Below are 25,270 nucleotides of genomic sequence, written 5' to 3'. Positions count from 1 at the left end.
GAGATCTGTTTGCCATGACGTACCGAATAAACGAATTCCAGCTTCAACTGCCCGCCGCCGAGCTGCAGGACGCTTCGATCAACATCCTCAAATTCCCCGAACTGGGCACATCCTTGATCATCAGCCGCAGCCTGCTGGCCGACGGCGAAACCCTGCACAGCAACTTCAACGACCAGCTCCAGCGCCTGGAAAAACAAGTGCAGGATTTGCGCTACCAACCGGGTGTCGATGTGCGTTTGGGCGCCGCGCAGGAGGTGGAAGGCATCGAGCTGCGCAGCCAGTTCAACAAGGGCAATGACAAGGTGTTCCAGTATCAGCTGGCCTTGGTGATACCCGGCACGCGCAAGATGCTCGCCTTGAGTTATGTGAAGGCGGACACGCTTGGGGATGCCGAGGCGGCGCATTGGGCGTTGATTAAAAATTCGCTGTCGTTCGACGCTATTTCCTGATGAGTTGCTTGTATGTCTGACGCGTTATGGGCTGCCCGGATGGGCGATGCGCTGACCCACACCTCCATGATGGCCGACATTCTTGGCGGTGTGCTGGAGGTGGCGGCCAACGTGGCGATCACTGCTCTGGCGACTGCTGCGGTGGCGGCGGCGATTGGTGTGACGGTCGCTACTGCCGGCATTGGTGGCTGCATCCTCGGCGCGGTAGTCGGCATTGTCGTCGGCATGGCCATGAGCAAGACGGGGGCCGACAAGGGCCTCAGTAAAATGTGCGAGAGTTTCGCCAACGCGCTGTTTCCACCGGTGGTGGAAGCCACGATTGCGGTAGGCTCGGCCGACACTTTCGTCAATAGCATCCCCGCTGCGCGTGCGGCAGGCTCCATTCCCTCGCATGTGGCGCCCGCAGGCACGGAGCTTGAACTCCCGCCGCCGGAACCCGACACCGCGCCACAAGCCGAGCCTGGCTTCCTGGATATGGCCGAGGGCTTCTTCTCGCAGCTATGGCGGCCGACCGTCGCCACGCCCGCGCCTGGTGTCGTTCCAGCCCTCACCGATATGGTCCTGTGCGCCCGTCATCCGCCGATGCCCCCGCAACTTCTGGCGGAGGGTTCCGACAAAGTCACCATCAACGGCCAGCCCGCCGTGCGCAGTGGTGACCGCAGCATGTGCGACGCGACGGTAGTGTCCTCGGGCCTGATCTCGCCGAATGTCACGATTGGCGGCGGTACGGTGGTGGTACAGGAGATTCGCAGCGGGAAAACCCCAGGCGTTGGGTTGGCGATTGAAGCGTTGATGATGCTCAAAGGCGCCAGAGGCAAAACACTGAGTAATTTGCCGTGCATGTTGCTCAGCGGGGTGACGTCGTATGCGGTCAGCCAGGCTATGGGCGCTGCGGCCAATGCGACGATGGGCTCTCCCAACCCGGTACATGCAGCGACGGGGGCGAAGGTGTTGGGTGGCGATACGGAACTGGACTTCGTATTGCCGGGCGTGTTGCCGATTGATTGGCAACGATTCTACAACAGTCGGGATGAGCGCCGAGACGGGATGTTTGGCGCAGGCTGGAGTGTGCCTTATGAAATCCGCGTCGAAATCTTGTCGCACCCGGAGGGTGGCGAGGAGCTGATTTACACCGACGAACAGGGCCGGCGCATCAACCTCGGTTCTATCCCTCCAGGTTACGCGATGTTCAGTCCGGGTGAGGGCTTAAACATCCGAAGGCACCGTAACGGGCAATTGTTGATCGAAAGCAACAACGGGCTGTATCGCCTCTTTGACACCACCGCCGACGAGGCCCATGTATTGCGGTTAAGTCAATTCGGCGACCGGAACGACAACCGTATCTACCTCGACTATGACCAAGCAGGGCAACTGATACGACTGCGCGATACCTTTAATCAAGTACAGGTAGAGCTGATCCAGGAGCAGGGCCGCGTCATCCGGATAGAGCGGCTCTATCCCGATCAACATCGAGAGACGCTAGCGAGCTATGGATACGACGCTGTCGGCGACTTGACAGAGGTCCGCGACGCTTCGGGACACACCAGTCGGCGCTTCGCGTACGACGTCAGTCGGCGGATGGTCGAACACCAACTACCCACCGGCCTATGCTGTTTCTACGAATGGGGGTTAGTCGGAGGTGTTGAATGGCGTGTCGTTCGTCACTGGACAGATGAGGGAGATGAATACCATTTCAACTATGATTTGGATGCTGGCGTTACATGCATCACCGACAGCTCGGCGCGCACCAGCACAAGAGTGTGGAACGCTCAGCACCAGATCATTTCGTATACCGACAACCTCGAACAGACCTGGCTGTTCGAGTGGAACGACGAACGCCAATTACTGAGTGCAACCGACCCTGAAGGGGGGCGGTATACCTGCAGCTACGATGATTCCGGCAATTTGATTGGCGAAGTCGACCCGCTTGGTCGCAGACCGTCATCAATATGGCTTGAGCATTGGGCATTGCCGGTGGTGGAGACTGATGCAGGAGGACACAGCTGGAGATACCAGTACGACCAGCGCGGTAACTGCACTCGCGAAACCGATCCACTCGGCAACATTACCCAGTATCGCTATGACAACCGTGGTCAAGTCGTAGAAATCATCGATGCAATCGGTAAAAGCAAAAAACTCCGGTGGAGTGCCTTGGGGCAACTCATAGAGCGTGTCGATTGTTCTGGCTACTCGACCCGATACAGCTACGATGAGCGAGGTTTCCTCCAAACCATCATTGATGCGCTCGGGGAGCGTACCCAATTCAACTATGACATACAGGGTCGCTTGCTCAGCAGCCAGTTACCGGACGGGCGTCGCGCCCATTATCATCGTGACGCCAGTGGTCAGTTACAGGGCTTCACGGATCCCGATGGGCACACCACGTATTACCGGCACAATCGTCGCGGACAAGTCCGTCAACGTACGGATGCACATGGGCGACAGGTGTTTTTCAGCTACGACATCTACGGTCGACTAACAGCACTGACCAATGAAAACGCCGAAAGCTATCGATTCATATGGGACGCTGGCGACAGATTGACTGAACAGCACAACCTTGATGGCAGCATACGCCGCTACCACTATGGGGCGTTGGACAAGGTCTCTGCGGTTGAAGCCATTCCCGCGCCCCACGGCAGCGGTCTTGCGCTGGTATTAAACCAGCCTGTCCTGCCCATTGTTCATAATCTGGAGCGCGATGCCGTTGGGAGACTCATTACCAAAACGACAGACGATGCTCGCACGGAATATCAGTATGACGCAGTCAACCGACTGACTACGGTCACCATGACTGATAACGCCGAAAATGTGCAGACACTGAATTTTGTCTACGACGCATTGGGCCAACTGAAAGAAGAACACAACACCGCAGGGACGTTGCGCCATAGCTATGACGAGTTGGGCAATCTGATCCAAACGCAGTTGCCTGACGGCGCCTGGGTCAATCGTCTGTATTACGGCAGCGGGCATCTACACCAGATCAATCTAGATGGCCGAGTTATCAGCGACTTTGAACGTGACCGTCTGCATCGCGAAATATCGCGCACTCAGGGCAGTCTCATCACCCGTAGCGAGTACGATCGCAGTGGTCGACTTCGCTCACGTAAACGCAGCCTTGCCGAGCAACTGTCACCGCTCAGGGCAGGTGACGGGCGACACTTTGAGTACGACCCAGGGGACAATTTGATTGGCCGCACGGATCAGCACGCCAGTGGCCATCACCGCAAGTTGTTGCACTATGACGCCACCCAACGAATCATTGCCAGCCAGGACAACCTCTACGGGCAAAACGAAACCTTTGCCTATGACGCCGCCGCAAACCTTCTCGATAGCCCCATCGCTGGTGCCGGCCTGGTGGTGCATAACCAACTGCTGACTTATCAGGACAAGCGATATCGTTACGATGGTTTTGGCAGAGTGATTGAAAAACGCAGTGCCGCCCGAGGCATTCAGCGCCTGAGCTACGACGCCGAGCATCGCCTGATTGAAGTCAGAAATCAGGGCAGTACCGGTGAGACTGTCGTACGCATGCGCTATGACCCAGTGGGTCGCAGGATCAGCAAGAGCGAGCACGACAGCAATGGCTACCTGCTCGGGGAGACACGATTCACGTGGGGCTGCCTGCAATTGCTGCAGGAACACCGTAACCATCAGTCCAGCCTTTATCTCTATGAGGGCGACGACTATCAGCCACTAGCCAGGGTAGACGGCGTCGGTGCGTTGGCCAAAGTCCGCTATTACCACAACGACTTGAATGGACTGCCTGAGGTGTTGACTGAGACAGACGGGCATATCGTCTGGGAAGCGCAATACCGAGTCTGGGGTAATGCCGTTAAAGAGGTTCGAGAGCCCTATTACATTGAAGACCAGAATCTCAGATTCCAGGGTCAATATCTGGACAGAGAAACTGGGTTGCACTACAACACTTTCCGCTTTTACGACCCTGACATCGGCCGATTTACCACTCCGGACCCCATTGGCCTGAAAGGGGGACTCAATCTCTACACCTATGCCAGGAACCCGATCAGCTATGTAGACCCGCTTGGACTCACACCTGCCAATGCCCCGGGCTACCACGTGTACGGTCTATACGACCTGGATATCCATGGAAATACGGTGGGTGATCCTTACTACGTCGGGATAACCAACGACATTGCGCGCAGAACGAGTGAACATGAGGCCTCAGGCCGATTGACGAAAGACGACAGCACCACAGGTCTGCGGCGCATTGAGAAAAATGTCACATACGGCGAAGCCAGGGGTTATGAGCAGGCATACATAGAACGCTACGGGACAAGGACAGGTGAAATAGGCGCCGCAACCTCCCAAAGCAACAGGGGAAATAAATACAATTCCTTCGATCACGACAATACAACTCGCGCTCGGGACAGGCATCAGTACTTCCAAGACGCCTATAACCGAAAAAAATCCAGCCTCATTGGCAAGGGAGGAAAGTGCTCATGAATGCCCTAACGTTTTTTGGCTGGGATAAAAAGCCCCGGACAATGCTTCGCGCTATCAAGCCTGGCGATATTTTTTGCTTCAAATTCACGGAAGATACCTTCGGTTTTGGACGAGTACTGTCCACCATGGACGAAGGTCACTGCGCCGAGATTCTGGACTTCTTTTCCGCCGAACCTATTATCTCAGAGCAACAATTGACGGATGCCAAACGCGTATCACACCCGATACTACTGAACAGCTACGGACTGTTTGATAAAAAAAACTCGGGGGAGTGGAGAATCATCGCCTCAGAGCCTGGCTACAAAGCCCAGAATATCGAAGGTTTCTACTTCATCTACGGGGTTCCCGGGGACCTGAAGAAAATCGATATCCTAGGTAATGACAGCCCCGTGTCGGATGTCCAAGCAAAAGCTTATCCAAGCTGCGTACCGAAAAGTGACGCGCATGTGAAGTCCTTTATCTCGCTGCACAAGACATCAGCCCCTCCAGCTAAAAGCTGACGTCATCAACAAAAAATGGGCACCCGACCCAGTCGGCGTGCCCATTTTCCTACCTCCCCGCCCCATGTCGAGACGGCACTGCTTACGCGTTAACGGTGTCTTTAAGCGACTTGCCCGGCTTGAACGCAACGGTATTACTGGCCTTGATTTTCACAGGCTCACCGGTCTGCGGGTTTTTGCCGGTGCGGGCGCCACGGTGGCGTTGCAGGAAGGTGCCGAAACCCACCAGGGTGACGCTGTCCTTGCGGTGCAGGGCGCCGGTGATTTCTTCGAGAACGGCGTTGAGGACGCGGTTGGCCTGTTCTTTGGTGAGATCCGCTTTTTCAGCGATGGCGGCTGCGAGTTCTGGTTTACGCATATGTGAAGCCTCTTTGACGGTTTTTTGTTGTTATGTCCGTGCTGCTCGTCTGTGGAGCAGCGCCCAAAGCGCCGCAGGCTCTACTCTGCGGCAGACGGGAGTGAGGATGGCATGCCCTCGCACGCTCCGCCAGTCTCGCTGCGACCTTTCTCGGGGGAAAAACGTGCTTATTCCGACAGAACGACCGGTATTTACGCCAGCAACGGCGGAAGTTCTTTGTTGAGGGCAAGTTTTTCCATCACGGCGCTGCCGGTCAGCGCGTAACCCAGCAGGCGGCCGCTGGCGTCGCGGCACAGGGCCTTGATGTCGGCACCCTGGCCTTCGACGCTCCACACCCCTTCGGTGCCCCGAGGCGGCGGGGAAACCACCAGCGGGCAGACCGGGGTTTTCACGGTGACCGGCATCGGGCCGTAGCTGACAGCCGTGGCGTTGCCGGCCAGGGTCTGGGCCAGGGCACGGGCGCAGCTCATCAGCGGCATGACGTACAGCAGGTTGAGGCCATCGACCTCGGCGCAGTCGCCCAGGGCGTAGATATTGGCGTGGGAGGTCTTGAGGTGGCGGTCCACCATGATCCCGCGGTTGGTCTGCAGACCGGCGGCGGCGGCCAGGTCGACACGCGGGCGCAGGCCGATGGCCGAGACCACCAGGTCGCAGTGCACCACTTCACCGTCCGACAGATGCGCTTCCAGGCCGTCAGCGCTGCGTTGCAGGCGGTTGAGCACCGGGCCCAGATGGAAACGCGCCCCCAGCCCTTCCAGGCCAGCCTGTACCGCTGCGGCCGCCGCCGGGTGCAGCAGGGTCGGCATGACTTGCTCGCACGGCGCCACCAGGTCGATTTCATAACCGCCGAGGATCAGGTCGTTGGCGAATTCACAGCCGATCAGGCCGGCGCCGAGCAGCAGCACACGGCGCTTGCCGACAGCGGCGGCGCGAAAGCGGGCGTAATCTTCGAGATCGTTGATCGGGAAAACCAGCTCAGCCGCATCACCTTCGACGGGGACACGCACGGTTTCTGCGCCCCAGGCCAGGACCAGATCACGATAGACCACCGCTTCTTCACCGATCCACAGGCGCTTGTGGCCGGGGTCGATGCCGCTGACACGGGTGTGGGTGCGCACTTCGGCCTTGAGTTGCTCGGCCATGGCGCCGGGTTCGGCCATGCTCAGGCCATCGGCTTCCTTGTTCTTGCCAAAGCCGGTGGAGAGCATGGGCTTGGAGTAGGAGCGCCCGTCATCCGCGGTGATCAGCAACAATGGGGTTTCGCTGTCGAGCTTGCGAAATTCCCGGGCCACGTTGTAACCGGCCAATCCTGTGCCGATGATCACGACAGGTGCGTTCATTCCGTTCTCCTTGTAGTACGTCTCTGAAACTGAAAATTAGCCGATTTCGATCATTTCGAAATCCATTTTGCCGACGCCGCAGTCCGGGCACAGCCAGTCTTCCGGTACGTCCTGCCACAGGGTGCCCGGAGCGATACCATCATCCGGCCAGCCATCTTTTTCGTCATAGATCAGGCCGCAGACTACACATTGCCACTTCTTCATTTACTTGCTTCCTCAGGGTCCAGGCAGGTTGGCCGGCGGTCGATGGATCCAGCGTTGCCGCGCGGCTCAGGGCGTTTTGTACTGATCGGGGCCGACAGATGCAAGCTCGATCGACGCAAGGCGCCGGGCCGGGCCGGCAAAAGATCAGGACGCCATGGTAAGCTCGCCGCCTCTTTTGCCGCCAATACTGACGCACCGTGCCGCACTCAATCGCCCCTCCCGATGCTTGCCAATGGTTGACCCAGAGCCTCCTGAGCCCTGCGCCCGCGCCCTTGACCCTGAACTGGCTGTTCGACGAAGGCTCGCTGACCCGCCGGCTGACATGGCTGTCCCGCGATGGCTTCAGCGTGACGCCGCTGTTCGAAGGCTGGCAGCCGCTGCGCGATGATGAATGCGCGGCGCTGCACATGCCACCGGCCAGTATCGGTTGGGTGCGCGAGGTGTATTTGCGCGGGCATGGCCAACCTTGGGTGTTCGCCCGCAGTGTGGCGGCGCGCAGTGCGTTGCAGGGCGACGGCTTGCAGATGGACGAATTGGGCAGCCGTTCTCTCGGCGAATTGCTGTTTTGCGACCGCGCGTTCACCCGCCAGGCCATCGAGGTGTGCCATTACCCTCGCCAATGGCTGCCGACCACGGACCAGGCCGACGGGCTGTGGGCGCGCCGCTCACGCTTCGATCGCGGGCCGCTGAGCGTGCTGGTGGCGGAAGTCTTCCTGCCGGCTTTCTGGCACGCGCTGCATGACCATCCGGAGAACTGCTGATGTATCAACGTCTGCTCAAATCCTTGAACCGCCTGCACCCCAGGGCCTGGGATTTCATTCAGTTGACCCGCATGGACAAGCCCATCGGCATCTACCTGCTGCTGTGGCCGACGCTGTGGGCGCTGTGGATCGCCGGCAAGGGCTCGCCGTCCCTGGCCAACATCGTGATTTTCGTGCTGGGCGTGACGCTGACTCGCGCTGCCGGTTGTGTCATCAATGACTGGGCGGACCGCAAGGTCGATGGCCACGTGAAACGCACCGCGCAACGCCCGCTGGCCAGCGGCAGGATCCGTTCGAAAGAGGCCCTGGTGTTCTTTGCGGTACTGATGCTGATCAGCTTCCTGCTGGTGCTGCTGACCAACGCCACCACCATCTGGTTATCGCTGGGCGGCCTGGCACTGGCGGTCAGCTACCCGTTCATGAAGCGCTACACCTATTACCCCCAGGTGGTGTTGGGCGCAGCGTTTTCCTGGGGCATGCCGATGGCGTTCACCGCCGAAACCGGCCACCTGCCCGCTATCGCCTGGCTGCTCTATATAGCCAATCTGCTGTGGACAGTGGCCTACGACACCTATTACGCGATGACCGACCGCGACGACGACTTGAAGATCGGCGTCAAGTCCACCGCCATTCTGTTCGGCGACGCCGACCGCGTGATCATCCTGACCCTGCAAGGCCTGGCCCTGCTCTGCCTGTTGCTGGCCGGCGCACGGTTTGAGCTGGGGGGGTGGTTCCATCTGGGGCTGCTGGCGGCGGCAGGCTGCTTTGCCTGGGAGTTCTGGTACACCCGCGACCGGGACCGGATGAAATGCTTCAAGGCGTTTTTGCACAACCACTGGGCCGGGTTGGCGATTTTTGTCGGGATTGTGGCGGATTACGCGTTTCGCTGAGGTTTTTGCAGTGCCTGGTCGGGCCTCATCGGGGGCAAGCCCCCTCCCACCTTTTGAGGTGTGAACACATTCAAATGTGGGAGGGGGCTTGCCCCCGATGGTTTCAGCAGCGCCGCGAAATCAGGGCTTGATCACATGCCATGCCCCACCCTTGCCATCACCGCTCTTGTCACCGGCCTTGTGGTCATCCTTGTAGGTGTAGACAGGTTTGCCCTTGTAGGCCCATTGACTGGTCTGGTCATCACGGGTGATCACGCTCCAATCGCCCATTGATTTGTCGGTAGACTCTGCTTTCAGCGGCGGCCAGTTCGTCGCGCACTGGTCCTTGCACACTGACTTGCCATCGGCGTCCTTGTCGAAGGTGTAAAGGGTCTTCCCACTGTGATCCACTAACAGACCGTTCTGGGTCATCGCCGGCTCCGCCGCGAATGCCAGTGTCGGCAGCGTCAACGCCGCCGTGACCAGCAGGGCCTTCCAGGAAAAAGTACTGTAAGTCATCGGAACCTTCCTTTTGTGGTTGTCAGGATTCGGACCCAAAGCGTAGTCCAGAGTGCCCCGAATTGCCCGAGCGACTAAATTACTGTCACACGACTGCAATAATTCCGTTATCTAATGCGGCGCAAGACAGTTAAATGACAAGAGGATTTTCGAGCATGGTTGGCAGGAGCATTCTGATTGTTGACGACGAAGCGCCCATCCGCGAGATGATCGCCGTTGCGTTGGAAATGGCCGGCTATGACTGCCTGGAGGCGGAGAACTCCCAGCAGGCCCATGCCATTATCGTCGACCGCAAGCCGGACCTGATCCTGCTGGACTGGATGCTGCCCGGCACCTCCGGCATCGAACTGGCCCGCCGCCTCAAGCGCGATGAGCTGACCGGGGATATCCCGATCATCATGCTCACCGCCAAGGGCGAAGAAGACAACAAGATCCAGGGCCTGGAAGTCGGCGCCGATGACTACATCACCAAGCCGTTTTCCCCACGGGAACTGGTAGCGCGCCTGAAAGCCGTGCTGCGCCGTGCCGGCCCGACCGATGGCGAAGCGCCTATCGAAGTCGGTGGCCTGCTGCTGGACCCGATCAGCCACCGCGTGACCATCGACGGCAAGCCGGCCGAGATGGGCCCGACCGAATACCGCCTGCTGCAGTTCTTCATGACCCACCAGGAACGTGCCTATACCCGTGGCCAGTTGCTGGACCAGGTGTGGGGCGGCAACGTGTATGTCGAGGAACGCACCGTCGATGTGCATATCCGCCGCCTGCGCAAAGCCTTGGGCGATGCCTACGAGAATCTGGTACAAACCGTGCGCGGCACCGGCTACCGGTTCTCCACCAAGGGCTGAGCCAGTCACTTTCCTTCCTTAACAGCTGACAAGGACGCATGTTTAAGTGAACCAGAACTGGCATGGCACCCTGATCCGCCACATGCTCCTGTTGATCACCGCCTGCCTGTTGGTCGGCCTGGTCAGCGGCTATTACGGCTGGAGCCTGGCCATCGGTATCGGCCTGTACCTGGGCTGGACCCTCAAGCAATTGCTGCGCCTGCATGAATGGCTGCGCCAGCACAAACCCGACGAAGCACCGCCCGATGGCTACGGCCTGTGGGGTGAGGTGTTCGACAGCATCTACCACCTGCAACGCCGCGACCAACGGGTACGCGGGCGCCTGCAAGCCGTGATCGACCGGGTGCAGGAGTCCACCGCTGCGCTCAAGGACGCGGTGATCATGCTCGACAGCGACGGCAACCTGGAATGGTGGAACCGCGCCGCCGAGACCCTGCTGGGCCTCAAGACGCCCCAGGACAGCGGCCAGCCGGTAACCAACCTGGTGCGTCACCCGCGCTTCAAGGAATACTTCGAGCAGGACAACTACGAAGAAGCCCTGGAAATCCCCTCGCCCACCAACGACCGCGTGCGCATCCAGCTGTACCTGACCCGCTACGGCAACAACGAACACCTGATGCTGGTGCGCGACGTAACCCGCATCCATCAGCTGGAGCAGATGCGCAAAGACTTCGTTGCCAACGTCTCCCACGAACTGCGCACGCCGTTGACGGTGATCTGCGGCTACCTGGAGACGCTGCTGGACAACGTCGACGAGATCAACCCGCGCTGGAGCCGTGCCCTGCAGCAAATGCAGCAGCAGGGTTCACGCATGCAGACCCTGCTCAACGACTTGCTGTTGCTGGCCAAGCTAGAGGCCACGGATTATCCGTCGGACAACCAACCGGTGGCCGTCCAGAGCCTGTTGCAGACCATCAAGAATGACGCCAAGGCCCTGTCGGGCGAGCGTGGGCAGCAGATCAGCCTGGATGCCGACCCGCAGGTGTTGCTCAAAGGCAGCGAAGGCGAATTGCGCAGCGCGTTCTCCAACCTGGTGTTCAACGCGGTGAAGTACACCCAGGACAAGGGCACTATCCGCATCCGCTGGTGGGCCGACGAGCAAGGCGCACACCTGAGCGTGCAGGACTCCGGCATCGGCATCGACGCCAAGCATCTGCCGCGCCTGACCGAGCGTTTCTACCGCGTCGATTCCAGCCGCAACTCCAACACCGGCGGCACCGGGCTGGGCCTGGCCATCGTCAAGCATGTGCTGCTGCGCCACCGCGCGCGCCTGGAAATCAGCAGCGTGCTGGGGCATGGCAGTACGTTCACCTGCCACTTTCCGCCAGCGCAGATGACCCGTTCGCGGCTCGTCGGAAATGATGAATAACTCGAATGCAGCACGAAACCGCTTCGTTTTGAAGGGCGTATCCCACACCCCACCCGGCGGCAACCACTAGGCAAGCGCCCCGTCAGCCGCTACATTGGCCGACTTGTGCCTGCCTTTCAGGCCCTTCTGTCACCCCTTATTGAACACACGGAACCTGCAAAACCCAATCATGGACCCTTCCCCTGGTATCACCCTCGCCACACTCTTCGCCGATTTCGGCATGATTCTTTTTGCTCTGATCCTGGTACTGCTCAACGGTTTTTTCGTTGCGGCGGAATTTGCCATGGTCAAGTTGCGCTCGACCCGGGTCGAGGCCATCGCCCACACCAACGGCTGGCGCGGGCAGATCCTGCGTACCGTGCACAGCCAGCTCGACGCCTACCTGTCGGCCTGCCAGCTGGGTATCACCCTGGCCTCCCTGGGCCTGGGCTGGGTCGGTGAGCCGGCGTTCGCGCACATCCTCGAACCGCTGCTGGGCGCCGCAGGTGTCGAATCGCCGGAAGTGATCAAGGGCGTGTCGTTCTTTGCCGCGTTCTTCGTGATTTCCTACCTGCACATCGTGGTCGGTGAACTGGCGCCCAAGTCCTGGGCCATTCGCAAGCCCGAACTGCTGTCACTGTGGACGGCGGTGCCGCTGTACCTGTTCTACTGGGCCATGTACCCGGCGATCTACCTGCTCAACGCCAGCGCCAACGCGATCCTGCGCATCGCCGGCCAAGGCGAGCCCGGCCCGCACCACGAGCACCATTACAGCCGCGAAGAGCTCAAGCTGATCCTGCACTCCAGCCGTGGCCAGGACCCGAGCGACCAAGGCATGCGTGTACTGGCCTCCGCCGTGGAAATGGGCGAGCTGGAAGTGGTGGACTGGGCCAACTCCCGTGAAGACCTGGTGACCCTGGACTTCAACGCCCCGCTCAAGGAAATCCTCGCGCTGTTCCGTCGCCATAAATTCAGCCGGTATCCGGTGTATGACGCGGTGCGCAACGAGTTTGTCGGGCTTTTGCACATCAAGGACCTGCTGCTGGAACTGGCAGCCCTGGACCACATCCCCGAATCGTTCAACCTGGCCGAGCTGACCCGCCCGCTGGAACGTGTGTCGCGGCACATGCCGTTATCGCAGTTGCTGGAGCAGTTCCGCAAAGGCGGCGCGCACTTTGCCCTGGTGGAAGAAGCCGACGGCAAGATCATCGGCTACCTGACCATGGAAGACGTGCTGGAAGTGCTGGTGGGCGATATCCAGGACGAACACCGCAAGGCCGAGCGCGGCATCCTCGCCTACCAGCCTGGCAAACTGCTGGTACGGGGCGATACGCCGCTGTTCAAGGTGGAACGCCTGCTGGGCGTCGACCTGGACCACATCGAGGCCGAAACCCTCGCAGGGCTGATCTACGACACCCTCAAGCGCGTGCCGGAAGAGGAAGAAGTGCTGGAGGTTGAAGGCTTGCGGATCATCATCAAGAAGATGAAAGGGCCGAAGATCGTGCTGGCCAAGGTCCTGCTGCTGGATTGACCCTCAATTGCCCAATGCAAAATTGGGCAATGTCCCGACCGGCTGGTTGAATTCGTAAGGAATCGACACCAGCCCGGCCGCGGTACTCTGTTGCACCACAAAGTGCAGGTGCGGCCCGCTGCTGTTGCCGGTATTGCCCGACAACCCCAGCGCGCTGCCCACCGCCACACGCTGCCCCGGCCTGACACTCACCGAGCCTTGCTTGAGGTGCAGGTACACGCCCTGGGTGCCGTCATCGTGCTGCACGCGCACAAAATTGCCTGACGCATCGTTGCCGCGTCCGATCTGGCTATTCTCGATTTTCACCACCACACCACTGCGTGCCGCGATGATCGGCGTGCCTTCGGGCATGGCGATGTCCATGGCGTAGCGGCTTTTGGCGTCGGTGTGGCTGAAACTGCCGTTGGGACCTTGGGTCAGGCGGAACGGACCGCCACGCCAGGGCAAGGGGTAACGGTAGGCTTGTCGCGGGTAAACGGGTTGTGGCCTGTCGAATACCGGCGGCTGTACGCGCTCGACCCTACGCTCCTGGATCACGAATGCTTGGGCGCCGGGGGTTTGCCGATCGCTGAAAAACACCATGCCGTTGGCATCGGTGGATTTGTACAGGGTCATGGCCTGGGTCGAATTGGCGACCAAGGCCAACATGCAGGACAGCAAAAGGCGAAGGAGCATGGCGCGAACCTGCCGGAGTGAATGAACAGCAAGCTAGCAAGGGATCATGACAATCCCGGGGCACGCCCCTTCGGACTGAAGGTCAGGCCCCCGGCACAAAATGCTTCTGCGCCGTACCGCGCGCAATCAGGCGAGAGATGTAGTCGAGCTTCTGCGCATCCTGGTCGATAAAGCGGAAGGTCAGTTGCAGCCAGTCACTGTCCGGCTTGGGTTCGAAGGCGACGATGGCGTGCAGGTAGCCGTTCAGACGCGCCACTTCGGCGTTGTCGCCCTGTTCCAGGTCGAGCACGGCACTTTCCAGTACGTGAGGCAGGACGTCACCGCGACGCACCACCAGCAGCGCCTCCTTGATGCTCAGCGCCTTGATCACGCATTGCTGGGTGCCGCTGGACAGGCGCAACTGGCCCTGGCCACGGCCGCCAGTGGGGGCAGCGCCTGGCGCTTGGACCGGCGGGGCGTTGTTAAGCAGGCCTTTGCTTGGCGCAGCCGCAGCAACGGGGGCTGCACGTACGGCTTCAGGCTTGCCACCGGTCAGGGCGCTCAGGGAATCATTGCCGAAGGCCGAGTTCATCTTGGTCGGCGCGCTGGCGACCAGGGCGTCGAGGCGACCGACCTTGTGCAGGGCCTGCTTGACCTTGTTCAGCAGTTGCTCGTTGGTGAACGGTTTGCTGACGTAACCGGAAACCCCGGCCTGGATCGCCTGGACCACGTTCTCTTTGTCGCCACGGCTGGTCACCATCACAAACGGCATGGCCTTGAGGTGCGGTTGCTCACGGCACCAGGTCAACAGCTCCAGTCCGGACATCTCCGGCATTTCCCAGTCGCACAGCACCAGGTCGAAGCTCTCGCGCATCAGGATGGTCTGGGCCTTCTTGCCGTTTACCGCATCTTCAAGCTTGATCCCGGGGAAGTAGTTGCGCAGGCACTTCTTCACCAGGTCGCGGATAAACGAGGCGTCATCCACCACCAATACACTGACTTTACTCATCGACCCTTCATCCTATAAAAACTTCGGCACGCAAAACGCCTGACTAATGGCATTTTGCCAAAACTCTGTAGTCACGTTCGGACTTTCTTTTACCCGATTCGCAAAAAATTCAGGCGCCACAAACGAAAACGCCCGACCAGAGGCCGGGCGTTAATTTCTCGGGCAACCTTACTTATCGTCAGATTCGCCCGGAACATTAGGGATTTGATCGGCTGAACCCTCAACTTCGGCCTTCATGCGCTTGAGGCCCATGTGCCGTACGTCGGTACCGCGCACCAGGTAGATCACCAGTTCCGAGATATTGCGCGCGTGATCACCGATCCGCTCCAGGGAGCGCAGCACCCAGATGATGCTCAAGACCCGCGAGATAGAGCGCGGGTCTTCCATCATGTAGGTGGCCAGCTCACGCAGGGCGGTCTTGTATTCACGGTCGATGACCTTGTCGTACTGCGCTACCGACAATGCCAGCTCGGCGTCAAAGCGCGCAAAGGCATCCAGGGCATCCCGGACCATGTTGCGCACCTGGTCGCCGATATGACGCACTTCCACATAACCGCGCGGCGCTTCACCCTCTTCGCACAGCTGGATGGCGCGGCGGGCGATCTTGGTGGCTTCGTCGCCGATCCGCTCGAGGTCGATCACCGACTTGGAAATGCTGATGATCAGGCGCAGGTCGGAGGCTGCCGGCTGGCGACGGGCGAGGATGCGCAGGCATTCTTCGTCGATGTTGCGTTCCATCTGGTTGATCTGGTCGTCGATCTCGCGCACTTGCTGGGCCAGGCCCGAGTCGGCCTCGATCAGCGCAGTGACGGCGTCGTTGACTTGTTTCTCCACCAGCCCGCCCATCGCCAGGAGGTGGCTGCGCACCTCCTCGAGCTCGGCGTTGAACTGCGCGGAGATATGGTGGGTAAGGCCTTCTTTGCTAATCATGTTGGCGTCCTTGGAGCGTCCGGTAAGGTGCGGAGAACCGCAGCGTCAGTGCAATCAGAACCACAGCTTCCTAGCCGTAGCGACCGGTGATGTAGTCTTCGGTCTGCTTCTTCGCCGGATTGGTGAACAGGGTGTCGGTATCGCCGAACTCCACCAGCTTGCCCATGTACATGAACGCGGTGTAGTCGGAAACCCGCGCCGCCTGTTGCATGTTGTGGGTCACGATAACGATGGTGAACTTGGACTTGAGCTCGTAGATCAGCTCTTCGACTTTCAGCGTCGAGATCGGGTCGAGTGCCGAGCACGGTTCGTCGAGCAGCAGCACTTCCGGCTCCACGGCGATGGTGCGCGCGATCACCAGGCGTTGCTGCTGGCCGCCGGACAGGCCGAGTGCCGACTCATGCAGGCGGTCCTTGACCTCGTCCCACAGCGCCGCGCCTTTAAGGGCCCACTCAACCGCTTCGTCGAGGATGCGCTTCTTGTTGATGCCCTGGATGCGCAGGCCGTAGACCACGTTTTCGTAGATGGTCTTGGGGAACGGGTTAGGCTTCTGGAACACCATGCCCACACGGCGACGCAGTTCGGCCACGTCTTCGCCCTTGCGGTAGATGTTGGTGCCGTAGAGGTTGATGGCCCCGTCCACGCGGCAACCGTCCACCAGGTCGTTCATGCGGTTGAAGGTACGCAGCAGCGTGGACTTGCCGCAGCCCGACGGGCCGATAAAGGCGGTCACGCGCTGCTTGGGGATGTTCATGCTGACGTCGAACAGCGCCTGCTTGTCACCGTAGTACAGGCTCAGGCCCGGTACTTCGATGGCCACGGTTTCCTGGGCCAGGCTCAGGCTCTGTTTGTCGCGACCCAGGGCAGACATGTTGATGCCGTGGGAATGGGTGTCGTGTTGCATGGGATGCTCCCTGTGCTGTTGTGTGGGAGGGGGCTTGCCCCCGATAGCGGAGCATCAGGAACATGTGTGCTGGCTGGCACACCGCAATCGGGAGCAAGCCCCCTCCCACAAATAAGTCCGCGTTCAATTCAGATCAGCTGTCCAACGCCTTGTACTTCTCGCGCAGGTGGTTACGAATCCACACCGCCGACAGGTTGAGCGTGGCGATCACCAGCACCAGCAGCAAGGCGGTGGCGTACACCAGCGGCCGTGCGGCCTCGACGTTAGGGCTCTGGAAGCCGACGTCATAAATATGGAAGCCCAGGTGCATGATCTTCTGGTCCAGGTGCAGGTACGGGTAGTTGCCGTCCAGCGGCAGCGACGGGGCGAGCTTCACCACGCCGACCAGCATCAGCGGCGCCACTTCACCGGCGGCGCGGGCCACGGCGAGGATCATGCCGGTCATCATCGCCGGGCTGGCCATCGGCAGCACGATCTTCCACAGCGTTTCCGCCTTGGTCGCGCCCAGCGCCAGGGAGCCTTCACGCACCGTACGCGGAATCCGCGCCAGGCCTTCTTCGGTGGCCACGATCACCACCGGTACCGCCAGCAGCGCCAGGGTCAGCGAGGCCCAGAGCAGGCCCGGTGTACCGAAGGTCGGTGCCGGCAGCGCTTCGGCGAAGAACAGACGGTCGACCGAGCCACCCAATACATACACGAAGAAACCCAGGCCGAACACGCCGTAGACGATGGCCGGTACACCCGCCAGGTTGTTCACGGCGATGCGGATGATGCGGGTCAGGGTGTTCTGCTTGGCGTATTCACGCAGGTACACCGCCGCCAGCACGCCGAACGGGGTCACGATCATCGCCATGATCAGGGTCATCATCACGGTGCCGAAGATCGCCGGGAAGATCCCGCCTTCGGTGTTGGCTTCCCGCGGGTCATCACTGAGGAATTCCCACACCTTGCTGACGTAGAAACCGATCTTGGTCACGGTCCCCATGGCGTTCGGCTGGTAGGCATGCACCACCTTGCCGATGCCGATTTCAATTTCCTTGCCGTTGCCATCGCGAGCGGTCAAGGCGTCGCGGTTGAACTGGGCGTGCAGGTCGGCCAGGCGCGCTTCGATGTCCTGGTAGCGCGCGTTCAGCTCGGCACGATCGGCATCCATGTCGGCCTGGGCGGCAGCGTCGAGCTTGCCTTCCAGTTCCAGTTTGCGGCCATGCAGGCGAATGCGTTCGAGGCCGGCGTTGATCGCGCCGATGTCGGACTTCTCCAGGGTCTTGAGCTGGGCCGCCAGCTTGTTCACGCGGTCCACGCGGGCTTGCAGCTCCGGCCACGCGGCCTCGCCTTCAGCGATGACCTTGCCATCCTGCTTGACGTTGACCAGGGTGCCGTAGAAGTTGCCCCACTCACGACGTTCGATGGTCATCAGGTTCTTCGGCGTGCTCTGGTCCTTCAACCATTCGCCGACGATCCAGGTGAAATCGTTGCCGTTCAGGTCACGGTTGCCGACCTTGATCAGCTCGCGGGTCATGAACTCCGGGCCCGCATCGGGCACCGGCAGGCCCGCGCTTTTCAGGCGCTCGCGCGGCACTTCTTCTTTCTGCACCACTTCGCCGATGACGATATGGTTTTCCTGGCCCGGCACGTTGTAGTTGGCCTGGATCAGGTCGGCCGGCCAGAAGTGGCCCAGGCCACGCACGGCAATCACGGCCAGCAAACCAATGGTCATGATGACCGCGATGGACACCGCGCCACCGCTGATCCAGACGCCGGGAGCGCCGCTCTTGAACCATCCATTCAGGGAGTTCTGTTTCACAGACTTCTACCTTTCTTAAAGCGACGAGTATTTCTTGCGCAGACGCTGACGAATCAGCTCGGCGAGGGTGTTCATGATGAAGGTGAACAGCAGCAGCACCAGCGCCGAGAGGAACAGCACGCGGTAGTGACTGCCGCCGACTTCCGACTCGGGCATTTCCACCGCGACGTTGGCCGCCAGGGTGCGCAGGCCTTCGAACAGGTTCATCTCCATCACCGGCGTGTTGCCGGTGGCCATCAGCACGATCATGGTCTCGCCCACGGCGCGCCCCATGCCGATCATCAGCGCCGAGAAGATGCCCGGGCTGGCGGTCAGGATCACCACGCGGGTCATGGTCTGCCACGGTGTGGCGCCCAGTGCCAGAGAACCCAGGGTCAGGCCGCGCGGTACGCTGAACACGGCGTCTTCGGCGATGGAGTAGATGTTCGGGATCACCGCAAAGCCCATGGCCAGGCCGACCACCAGGGCGTTGCGCTGGTCGTAGGTAATGCCCAGGTCGTGGGAGATCCACATGCGCATGTCGCCGCCGAAGAACCAGGTTTCCAGGTACGGGCTCATGTACAGCGAGAGCCAACCCACGAACAGGATCACCGGGATCAGGATCGCGCTTTCCCAACCATCGGGAACCCGCAGGCGGATGGATTCAGGCAGGCGGCTGAAGACAAACCCGGCCACCAGGATGCCAATCGGCAGCAGCATCAGCAGGCTGAAGATCCCCGGCAGATGCCCTTCGACATACGGCGCCAGGAACAGGCCGGCGAAGAAGCCGAGGATCACCGTCGGCATGGCTTCCATCAGTTCGATCACCGGCTTGACCTTGCGGCGCAGGCTCGGGGCCATGAAGTAAGCGGTGTAGATCGCCGCGGCAACCGCCAGTGGCGCCGCCAGCAGCATGGCGTAGAACGCCGCCTTCAGGGTACCGAAGGTCAATGGCGCCAGGCTCATCTTGGGTTCGAAGTCGGTGTTGGCGGCGGTCGATTGCCAGACGTACTTAGGCTCGTCGTAGTTTTCGTACCAGACCTTGCTCCACAACGCGCTCCAGGACACTTCCGGGTGCGGGTTATCCAGCAGCAGCGGCTGCAGCTTGCCGCCGGCTTCGACGATCACGCGGTTGGCGCGCGGCGACATACCAAACACGCCCTGGCCGTCGACCACCGGATCCACCAGCAGGGTGCGGTGGGCGGTGCTGTGGAACACGCCGAACTTGCCGGAAGCGTCGAGGGCGGTAAAGCCTTTGCGCCGCTCTTCGGCGGTGATTTCCACGATGGGCGCGGTGCCCATCTGGAAGGTGCGGATCTGCTTGAAGCGCTGCTCGCCATCCGGGTCGCGGGCCATGAACCACTGGGCCAGGCCGCCTTTGGAGTTACCGACGATCAGCGAGATGCCGCCCACCAACTGGGTGCTGGCGGTGACTTCGGCAGTGCCATCTTCCAGTAATTTGTAGCGACCGTTGAGGCTCTTGTCGCGCAGGCTGAACACATCCGCCAGGGCGCGTCCGTTGATCACGTACAGCCATTGCTGGCGCGGATCGATGAAGATCGCCTTCACCGGCTCGGTCATTTGCGGCAACTCGACACGCTTCTGCTCGCTGGTGACTTCACCGGTCATCATGTTTTCTTCGCGGCTCAGGGTCAGCACGTTCAAGTGCGAACCGGCCGAGCCTGCCACCACCAGCGACGAATCGGTGGCGTTGAGGGCGACATGCTCCAACGGGCGGCCGGCATCGTCGAGCACGATCGGCGTTTCACCGTAGGGGTATTCAATCGCAGGCGTGATGGTTTTCTTGCCGTCCGGGTACGACACCTTATAGGTGTGACGGAACACCAGGGACTGGCCATTGGACAAACCGAGGATCACCAGCGGGCTGCCCGGCTGGTCCTCACCGATGGAAGCCACGCTCACGCCGGGCGCAAGCGGCAGGTCGACACGCTTGAGTTCGGCACCGCTCGTGACGTCAAAGAACAGCGCCTGGCCCTTGTCGGAAACCCGCATGGCGACTTGGTTCTGCTCTTCCAGGGAGATCAACAACGGCTTGCCGGCGTCCTGCATCCAGGCAGGCGTCAGTGCGTCTTCCTTGGTCAGCGAGGCGCCTTGGAAAAGTGGCGCGACCACGTAGGCGAGGAAAAAGAAAATCAGGGTGATCGCACCCAGAACGGCGAGGCCGCCCACCAGCACGTACCAACGGGTCAGGCGATCCTTGAGCGCGCGAATACGGCGCTTGCGTTGCAGCTCAGGCGTATTGAAATCAATGCGCTTGGGGGGAGAAGTTGTCGTCATGGTGGAATTGGCCAGATCATTCATGCGCACACCCTAGCGATCCTGTATGACAGAAAGATGACAGTGCAGTGACGCAACAAATCCGCCGCGAAGCAGGGCTGGCAGCGGACTAGAAAATTCGGATGCGGGGCCGGTATCCCGGCCCCGCAGAGGCAATCAGTTGCCTTCTTTCAGACCCAGGTCAGCCAGGGCCTTGGCGGCAACCTTGGCTGGCAATGGGATGTAGCCGTCCTTGACGACCACTTCCTGGCCCTGTTTGGACAGAACCAGTTTCACGAACTCGGCTTCCAGCGGGGCCAGAGGCTTGTTCGGGGCTTTGTTGACGTAAACGTAGAGGAAACGCGACAGCGGGTATTTGCCGTTCAGGGCGTTTTCTTCGCTGTCTTCGATGAAGTCAGTGCTGCCTTTCTTGGCCAGGGCCACGGTCTTCACGCTGGCGGTCTTGTAGCCGATGCCCGAATAACCGATGCCGTTCAGCGAGGAGCTGATCGACTGCACAACCGAAGCCGAGCCGGGTTGTTCGTTCACGTTAGGCTTGTAGTCGCCTTTGCACAGGGCTTCTTCCTTGAAGTAGCCGTAGGTGCCGGATACCGAGTTACGGCCGAACAGTTGCACTGGCTTGTTGGCCAGGTCGCCGGTCACACCCAGGTCACCCCAGGTTTTCACATCGGCTTTGCCACCGCACAGGCGAGTCGAGGAGAAGATCGCGTCGACTTGTTCCATGGTCAGGTGCTGGATCGGGTTGTCCTTGTGCACGAACACGGCCAGGGCATCCACGGCAACCGGGATAGCGGTTGGCTTGTAGCCGTACTTCTGCTCGAAGGCCGCCAGTTCGGTGTCCTTCATCTTGCGGCTCATCGGGCCCAGGTTGGAGGTGCCTTCAGTCAGCGCAGGTGGCGCGGTGGCGGAGCCGGCAGCTTGAATCTGGATGTTGACGTTCGGGTATTCCTTTTTGTAACCCTCGGCCCACAGGGTCATCAGGTTGGCCAGGGTATCGGAACCGACGCTGGACAAGTTGCCCGACACACCAGTGGTCTTGACGTAAGCCGGGATTGCCGGATCAACACCTGCGGCCACCGCATTGGCGGTCGCAACGCCAGCAGCGACAAAAGTCATTGCCGCCATCAAACGTTTCAGTTTCATGCCTTGCTCCTAGCAGATAGGGATAGTTGGATCGGGGCCAAGTATCGAGAGGCCGTGTGAACACTCTATGTCTGAAATATGACAATTGGATGAAAGGCCAGCATTGGAGATCACACAACAAAAGGAGAGAAGGTCGGGACGTACGAGGAGGTTAGAGCGACTAAGCGACTTCTTGGAAACAAGCTGTAATTGTTATAAAACGCAAGACATGTGGCGAGGGAGCTTGCTCCCTCGCCACATGGTTACCGGTAAAAGCGCTAAACGGGGTTACCGCCCGCGCTTCCACAGATACCCACCCACCACCATCCCCATCACGCACAGGACAGCCACGTAGTAGGCCGGCCCCATCGGGCTTTCCTTCATCAGCAGCGACACCGCCAGTGGCGTCAGCCCGCCGAACACGGCGTAGGCCACGTTGTAGGAAAACGACAGGCCACTGAAGCGCACCACGGGCGGGAAGGCTTTCACCATCACGTAAGGCACCACACCAATGGTGCCGACGAACAGGCCGGTCAAGGCGTACAGCGGGAACAGCCAGTCCGGGTGGGTCATGAGGCTGTGGTACAGCGTCCAGGAGGTCGCCAGCAGCAAGGCGCAACCGCTTACCAGTACACGCCCGGCACCAAAACGGTCAGCCAGGGCGCCGGAGGCAATGCAGCCAAGGCTCAAAGTCACGATGGCCAGGCTATTGGCTTGCAGCGCAACGGTCGGGCTGAAGTGGTAGATGGTCTGCAGCACGGTCGGGGTCATCAGGATGACCACCACGACGCCGGCCGACAGTAGCCAGGTCAGCAGCATCGACAACACGATGGCGCCGCGGTGGTCACGTAATACGGCACGCAATGGCAGCTCGGCAGCCAGGGTCTTGCGTTGCTGCATCTCGGCGAAGATCGGCGTTTCATGCAGCCAGCGGCGCAGGTACACCGACAGCAGGCCGAACACGCCACCGAGCAGGAAAGGAATGCGCCAGGCGTAATCCGAGACCTGCTCCGGGCTGTAAATAGTGTTGATGGCAGTGGCCACCAGCGAGCCCAGCAGGATCCCGGCGGTCAGGCCGCTGGTCAGGGTGCCGCAGGCGTAGCCGATATGGCGCGGCGGTACGTGTTCGGAGACGAACACCCAGGCGCCGGGGACTTCACCGCCAATCGCTGCGCCTTGGATGATGCGCATCAACAGCAACAGGACCGGCGCCCACAGGCCGATCTGCGCGTAGGTTGGCAGCAGGCCCATGATCAGGGTCGGCACGGCCATCATGAAGATGCTCAGGGTGAACATCTTCTTGCGGCCCAGCAGGTCACCGAAGTGCGCCATGATGATGCCGCCCAGCGGGCGTGCCAGGTAACCGGCGGCGAAGATGCCGAAGGTCTGCATCATGCGCAGCCATTCGGGCATATCGACAGGGAAGAACAGTTTTCCGACCACGGTGGCGAAAAACACGAAAATGATGAAGTCATAAAACTCCAGCGCCCCGCCCAAGGCAGACAGCGACAGGGTTTTGTAGTCGTTGCGGGTCAGCGGGCGCGACGGTTGCGCACTGCTTGCGGGCACGGAGGACATGGCAAGGCTTCTCTTATAGTAGTCAGCTTGGTAAGGACGACACGCCCGGGACCGGCGGCGGTCTGGCAAGATAGCAAATCGCTTGTAAAAGCACAGCGCCAGGAGAACAGTTGCGCGCAAAAGCCGCGATACAGCGGCTATTTACCGACCAAATGAGCGCCGGGAGGTCGTCGTGGCGCCAGGGTCTCGATATACTCGGCCCTTGCAAGCGCAAGAACCCCAGGCTTGAGGGGCTGCTGCGCCAAAACGTCGTTGGGTGCCATCCAGCCGATTTGGCAGAGTTTCCCTTTAGTACGCCTTACGAGAAACGTATCGAACGGAGTATGTTTGTGCTGAAACGTTTTTCTAACAGTCGGCTATCCACCTTGCTCCACCTATAAAAGCGTCACGGGTCAGAGGCCCCCCGGCATGATCGAACTCGAACAAGAAGATCCTATCCCGCAAGGCGATCTCGCCCTGCAAATCACCGCGCTCCCGCGTGAAACCAACGGTTTTGGCGATATTTTCGGCGGCTGGCTGGTCGCGCAGATGGACCTCGCCGGTACCGCCATGGCCAGCAAGGTCGCAGGCGGGCGTGTGGCCACCGTGGCCATTGACCGCATGGCGTTCCTGGTGCCGGTGGCAGTGGGCGCGCAATTGTCCTTCTATACCCAGGCCCTGGAAATCGGCCGCAGCTCGATCCAGATGATGGTCGAAGTGTGGAGCGACGACCCGCTGTCCAGCGAATGGCGCAAGGTCACCGAGGCGGTGTTTGTGTTCGTCGCTATCGATGGCAGCGGCCGCACACGCTCGGTGCCATCGCGCGCGCGTTAAACCTCGCGGGGTTTTGACGGTCAATTGCCCCATTGCCTGCCATTGAGAGTGCCTGTTATGCCTACGCCCCACGTTGAGACCGTAAAAATCGACGAGCTGGACTGCTGGCGCATCCGCCATAACGGCGCCGAATTGATGATTGCCCAGCAGGGCGCGCATATCTTCAGTTACGGCCGCGAAGGCGAGCAGCCGCTGATCTGGCCGAATCCTGAGGCGGTGTTCAAGAAGGGCAAGGGCATTCGTACCGGCGTCCCGGTGTGCTGGCCCTGGTTTGGGGTGTTCGACCGCAACCCGCCCAGCGTAAAGGCGATGCGCCAAAGTGATCAGCCTGCGAGCGCTCACGGTTTCGTGCGTACCGCGACCTGGGCATTGGCCGGCACCTCCCTTGAAGGTGAAGCGCTGCGGGTGGACCTGCAACTACCGGTTCCTGCAGGCGGCTTCCCCGGCTGGCCCCATCAGGTCGACCTGAGCCTGAGCCTGCTGCTGGACGACCAACTGCACATCCGCCTGACCAGCCACAACCGTGGCGACGACACTGTCACGCTCAGCCAGGCGCTGCACACCTACTTCGCCGTGAGCGACGTACGCAACGTGCAGGTCGAAGGCCTGGACGGCTCGGCATACATCGATACCGCCGATGGCTGGAGCAAGAAAACCCAGTCCGGCCTGCTGCACTTCACTGCCGAGACCGACCGCATCTACCTCGATACGCCCCCGTCGCTGAGCATCCTCGATCAGGACTGGCAGCGTCGCATCCAGCTCACCAGCCAAGGCTCGAAATCCACCGTGGTCTGGAACCCCTGGACCGAACGCGCCAAGGCCTTCGACGACATGGCCGACGACGGCTGGCAAGGCATGCTGTGCATCGAGACGGCGAATGTGCTGGATGATGTGGTGACGCTGGCGCCGGGTGAAAGCCACACGCTGGGTGTGAGCATCACCGGTATTACCCGGTAGATGGAGTTCCAAATGTGAGAGGGGGCAAGCCCCC

22 protein-coding genes are annotated in these 25,270 nt (G+C 60.5%); 10 read left to right on the top strand and 12 right to left on the bottom strand.

Going from position 1 to position 25,270, the window contains the following annotated elements; all coding sequences use genetic code 11:
• Positions 1-14 precede the first annotated feature (14 nt).
• Genes BM416_RS11950 through BM416_RS11940 form a run of 3 tightly spaced genes read left to right on the top strand, consistent with a single transcriptional unit; the run spans position 15 to position 5,413 of the window.
• Entirely contained in the window at positions 15-449 is a 435-nt protein-coding gene (locus BM416_RS11950) for a DcrB-related protein (protein ID WP_092488190.1), read from the top strand.
• Positions 450-461: 12 nt separating this feature from the next.
• Positions 462-4,913: an RHS repeat-associated core domain-containing protein gene (locus tag BM416_RS11945; protein ID WP_092488189.1), complete on the top strand. Its 4,452-nt coding sequence runs from the start codon at positions 462-464 to the stop codon at positions 4,911-4,913.
• Positions 4,910-5,413 (top strand): Imm26 family immunity protein, encoded by a 504-nt coding sequence (locus BM416_RS11940; protein WP_065937969.1) that lies wholly within the window; start codon positions 4,910-4,912, stop codon positions 5,411-5,413. The genes BM416_RS11945 and BM416_RS11940 overlap by 4 nt, the downstream gene beginning before the upstream one ends.
• A gap of 82 nt (positions 5,414-5,495) precedes the next feature.
• On the opposite strand, the gene BM416_RS11935 is transcribed toward BM416_RS11940, so the two are convergent.
• The 3 genes from BM416_RS11935 to BM416_RS11925 form a co-directional block, all read right to left on the bottom strand.
• Entirely contained in the window at positions 5,496-5,771 is a 276-nt protein-coding gene (locus BM416_RS11935) for an HU family DNA-binding protein (protein ID WP_003176958.1), read from the bottom strand.
• 191 nt (positions 5,772-5,962) lie between these two features.
• A complete protein-coding gene (locus tag BM416_RS11930) occupies positions 5,963-7,111 on the bottom strand; it encodes an NAD(P)/FAD-dependent oxidoreductase (RefSeq protein ID WP_092488188.1) in 1,149 nt (382 codons plus the stop codon).
• Between the two features lie 36 nt (positions 7,112-7,147).
• Complete coding sequence (locus BM416_RS11925; protein WP_003213373.1) at positions 7,148-7,315, bottom strand: rubredoxin; 168 nt, start codon at positions 7,313-7,315, stop codon at positions 7,148-7,150.
• A gap of 197 nt (positions 7,316-7,512) precedes the next feature.
• Here BM416_RS11925 and BM416_RS11920 point away from each other — a divergent pair, with 197 nt between their 5' ends.
• Both BM416_RS11920 and ubiA read left to right on the top strand, forming a co-directional pair.
• Positions 7,513-8,076 carry a chorismate--pyruvate lyase family protein gene (locus BM416_RS11920; protein WP_092488187.1) on the top strand — a complete coding sequence of 188 codons (564 nt, stop codon included), beginning with the start codon at positions 7,513-7,515 and terminating at the stop codon, positions 8,074-8,076.
• On the top strand, positions 8,076-8,966 hold the full coding sequence (gene ubiA / locus BM416_RS11915; RefSeq protein ID WP_092488186.1) for a 4-hydroxybenzoate octaprenyltransferase: 891 nt from the start codon (positions 8,076-8,078) through the stop codon (positions 8,964-8,966). Before BM416_RS11920 ends, ubiA begins: the two co-directional genes overlap by 1 nt.
• Before the next feature lie 120 nt (positions 8,967-9,086).
• On the opposite strand, the gene BM416_RS11910 is transcribed toward ubiA, so the two are convergent.
• Complete coding sequence (locus tag BM416_RS11910; protein WP_092488185.1) at positions 9,087-9,464, bottom strand: COG4315 family predicted lipoprotein; 378 nt, start codon at positions 9,462-9,464, stop codon at positions 9,087-9,089.
• A gap of 155 nt (positions 9,465-9,619) precedes the next feature.
• On the opposite strand from BM416_RS11910, the gene phoB reads away from it, so the two are divergent.
• The 3 genes from phoB (at position 9,620) to BM416_RS11895 (ending at position 13,188) form a co-directional block, all read left to right on the top strand.
• Complete coding sequence (gene phoB / locus BM416_RS11905; RefSeq protein ID WP_003176964.1) at positions 9,620-10,309, top strand: phosphate regulon transcriptional regulator PhoB; 690 nt, start codon at positions 9,620-9,622, stop codon at positions 10,307-10,309.
• Between the two features lie 82 nt (positions 10,310-10,391).
• On the top strand, positions 10,392-11,678 hold the full coding sequence (phoR, locus tag BM416_RS11900) for a phosphate regulon sensor histidine kinase PhoR (RefSeq protein ID WP_256577500.1): 1,287 nt from the start codon (positions 10,392-10,394) through the stop codon (positions 11,676-11,678).
• 169 nt (positions 11,679-11,847) lie between these two features.
• Positions 11,848-13,188: a hemolysin family protein gene (locus BM416_RS11895; protein ID WP_027608251.1), complete on the top strand. Its 1,341-nt coding sequence runs from the start codon at positions 11,848-11,850 to the stop codon at positions 13,186-13,188.
• A gap of 3 nt (positions 13,189-13,191) precedes the next feature.
• On the opposite strand, the gene BM416_RS11890 is transcribed toward BM416_RS11895, so the two are convergent.
• The 8 genes from BM416_RS11890 to BM416_RS11855 form a co-directional block, all read right to left on the bottom strand.
• On the bottom strand, positions 13,192-13,863 hold the full coding sequence (locus tag BM416_RS11890) for a M23 family metallopeptidase (protein WP_092488183.1): 672 nt from the start codon (positions 13,861-13,863) through the stop codon (positions 13,192-13,194).
• Positions 13,864-13,945: 82 nt separating this feature from the next.
• The gene (locus BM416_RS11885; RefSeq protein ID WP_092488182.1) at positions 13,946-14,851 is read right to left on the bottom strand and encodes a response regulator; all 906 of its coding nucleotides are present in this window, start codon (positions 14,849-14,851) and stop codon (positions 13,946-13,948) included.
• 168 nt (positions 14,852-15,019) lie between these two features.
• Positions 15,020-15,781, bottom strand: coding sequence for a phosphate signaling complex protein PhoU (phoU, locus tag BM416_RS11880; protein ID WP_065937962.1), 762 nt, complete (start codon positions 15,779-15,781; stop codon positions 15,020-15,022).
• Between the two features lie 70 nt (positions 15,782-15,851).
• A complete protein-coding gene (pstB, locus tag BM416_RS11875; protein WP_027608247.1) occupies positions 15,852-16,685 on the bottom strand; it encodes a phosphate ABC transporter ATP-binding protein PstB in 834 nt (277 codons plus the stop codon).
• A gap of 133 nt (positions 16,686-16,818) precedes the next feature.
• Positions 16,819-18,489 (bottom strand): phosphate ABC transporter permease PstA, encoded by a 1,671-nt coding sequence (gene pstA, locus BM416_RS11870; protein ID WP_065926747.1) that lies wholly within the window; start codon positions 18,487-18,489, stop codon positions 16,819-16,821.
• Positions 18,490-18,504: 15 nt separating this feature from the next.
• Positions 18,505-20,538, bottom strand: coding sequence for an ABC transporter permease subunit (locus BM416_RS11865; protein WP_174562752.1), 2,034 nt, complete (start codon positions 20,536-20,538; stop codon positions 18,505-18,507).
• A gap of 384 nt (positions 20,539-20,922) precedes the next feature.
• Positions 20,923-21,909 carry a phosphate ABC transporter substrate-binding protein PstS gene (locus BM416_RS11860; protein WP_016978637.1) on the bottom strand — a complete coding sequence of 329 codons (987 nt, stop codon included), beginning with the start codon at positions 21,907-21,909 and terminating at the stop codon, positions 20,923-20,925.
• A 267-nt stretch (positions 21,910-22,176) separates the two neighbouring features.
• Positions 22,177-23,466 (bottom strand): MFS transporter, encoded by a 1,290-nt coding sequence (locus tag BM416_RS11855; RefSeq protein ID WP_027608244.1) that lies wholly within the window; start codon positions 23,464-23,466, stop codon positions 22,177-22,179.
• 408 nt (positions 23,467-23,874) lie between these two features.
• On the opposite strand from BM416_RS11855, the gene BM416_RS11845 reads away from it, so the two are divergent.
• Together BM416_RS11845 and BM416_RS11840 are read left to right on the top strand one after the other, a co-directional pair.
• A complete protein-coding gene (locus BM416_RS11845) occupies positions 23,875-24,279 on the top strand; it encodes an acyl-CoA thioesterase (RefSeq protein WP_003176975.1) in 405 nt (134 codons plus the stop codon).
• A gap of 57 nt (positions 24,280-24,336) precedes the next feature.
• Positions 24,337-25,236, top strand: coding sequence for a D-hexose-6-phosphate mutarotase (locus tag BM416_RS11840; protein WP_092488181.1), 900 nt, complete (start codon positions 24,337-24,339; stop codon positions 25,234-25,236).
• Positions 25,237-25,270: the final 34 nt, after the last annotated feature.

It is taken from the genome of Pseudomonas sp. NFACC42-2 (assembly GCF_900116055.1).
In the GTDB taxonomy this organism is placed as follows: Bacteria; Pseudomonadota; Gammaproteobacteria; order Pseudomonadales; family Pseudomonadaceae; genus Aquipseudomonas; species Aquipseudomonas marginalis.
The sequence above is the reverse complement of the archived record's forward strand: the minus strand, read 5'-3'. Positions and strand labels throughout refer to the sequence as shown.